Source organism: Prevotella conceptionensis 9403948 (assembly GCF_000312305.1).
GTDB lineage: Bacteria > Bacteroidota > Bacteroidia > Bacteroidales > Bacteroidaceae > Prevotella > Prevotella conceptionensis.
The window spans coordinates 1897-3911 of the sequence record NZ_HE999472.1; the positions used below are offsets into that span (position 1 = coordinate 1897).

At 45.6% G+C, this 2015-nt stretch carries 2 protein-coding genes and 1 pseudogene; all 3 read right to left on the reverse strand.

The features are described 5' to 3' along the window. Positions 1-611: pseudogene (locus tag BN93_RS18190) on the reverse strand (RHS repeat-associated core domain-containing protein); the annotation flags it as partial. Positions 612-707: 96 nt separating this feature from the next. After that, positions 708-1271 (reverse strand): hypothetical protein, encoded by a 564-nt coding sequence (locus BN93_RS15715; RefSeq protein WP_019189238.1) that lies wholly within the window; start codon positions 1269-1271, stop codon positions 708-710. Continuing rightward, a partial coding sequence (locus BN93_RS15720) for a sugar-binding protein (protein WP_084768873.1) occupies positions 1268-2015 on the reverse strand: 748 nt, incomplete at its 5' end. The genes BN93_RS15720 and BN93_RS15715, both read right to left, overlap by 4 nt.

A 2015-nucleotide genomic window follows, 5' to 3' on the forward strand; every position in this document is an offset into this window, starting at 1 on the left:
TGTTCGTCCACGAGCAGTTCGCCGTAGGGCAGGTAGGCGTCGAACTGGGCGACGTTGGCCTTGGCGTCGGTGATATAAGAGGTGGAGCCGAGGTGGTCGGTGTGGTAGTAGAAGATGTCCTCGCGTGCGGTGTCGGCAGGCACGTAGCCGTAACCCGGCTGCACGTCGTCGGGGTCTTCGGCCTTGTCCCACTGCACGGGCGGACCGGGAGGCGTGCCGGGCACGGCGTTGCGCTTGGGGCGTTGTATCCAACCGTCGGGCACGCTGTGGTCACCCAACTCCCTGATGATGGTGTTGTAGCCCTCGTGCGTGTTCTCGGGCTCGGCCGTCGCGCCCTTCATCGTGGGCACTCCCGGCGGCGTGCCCAGCTTGCGGTAGTAGTCCTCGCGTTGTCTTTCTATCTGCATCATACGCATCTGGTAGTCTTTCTGCCCGGCCGTGACGACGTTCGCGCCATGTCCGTAGGCGTTTTGGAATATGCCTGCACCGATTTTGGAGGCCACGCGCCTGTCGCCGATGAAATAGTGCTTGGTGAAACGCTGGCGCGTGACGCTGAGTATGGGGGCGGGGTAGATGGTGTAGTCCTCCGTTTCGTGGAAGGTGAGGCCTTGCAGCCAAAGTAAGGCCCTGTGATGCGCTACATATATGCCCGTTAGAACAAAGCCACCCTCGACCCCCTGTCGTAATACTGAGCCAACACACCCTTCCTAGATGTCATGAACTTCCAAAATCCGTTTTCGAGAGAGGTCCAAGAGAATTGTCACATTGTCGTACTTGTTCCGACTTTTATCATTCGCCAGAGAAATGATATGTATTGTGGGTGAAGGAGCGATTGCTCCTAATATACCATTATTTTCATAAATTATATAGAAATACTTATAAAGATTGACCAACACATAAGTCTTTCCATCCTTTCTATATGCAAGATACTGTCTAAAATATTCCTTTATATCTAAGAAAGGACACCTAGAACCTGGTTTCTGCCACTTCTGTTTATCCCCAATGATGGCCTTTACCATCCTTATCTCTCTGTCGGAAAGTTTATGATATTCCTTATCTTTGCCATAAAATGGTTTGTCATTAGAATAGTATGCACAAGGGAGCATCGGATAGTCAAGGTTCTCCACCAAAACTTCCCTTGCATATATTCTTTTCTTCGTCCTTGGTTCTCTTTTATGCAGATTGTCACTTGACTCTCCAGCTCTGCTTCCACAACCACTCATAATGACCATGACAATAAACAATAATACACCTTTGATAAAATTCTTCATTTCTTTCTTTGTTTTTTTAAATTGAGTTTGTAATCAAAACCTTTTGTCCCTGGCTGTGCATTGTAATGATAAAGTATTGCCTTTCCATTTTTATCTTTAAGCGGTTTACCATTCATGTACACATGCCACAGACCATTGCGTTTATATTCATAATGCTTGCCATATACTATATAATTAATTCGTTCGCCTTTTTTCTTACCGGATTGCAATGTTGCGTCTGGAGCAATGATTATTACATCTTTAAATTCCTTTGATGCAGATATTTGTTGTGCAAAAGTAGATGAGGCACAGCAATGCAGAACTAGAATTGGATGGCCATTATTTCTTTCACGCCACCCCCTATCTTCCCCATCTATACGTTCTGAAAACAAAAGAATGTCTTTTGGTATAGAAAAAGCTACATTCATCCACAATTCGCCAGAATTTCTTTTGGACACACCCAATCCCCAAGCGTGTTGGATATTCCCAGGTTCTGAATCACGAAGGCCATGAGCCCAAATATTAACTACATTATCATCATAATTCGATCTATAATATGCAGATACGTTTCTTGGATCACTTTCTGGAGAATCCTTCAAAGTTAGAACGATCCAATTTAACTTCTTTTTTCCTTTGATGTCTACAAAATTAACTGGATGGTCGTCACAATAAGTATACGAACTGCTGAAAGCCATTTCCTCAATGTGCGGATCCACCCCATACCACAAACTCGTCCTTGGGTTCATATATCTTGCGCCATAATAG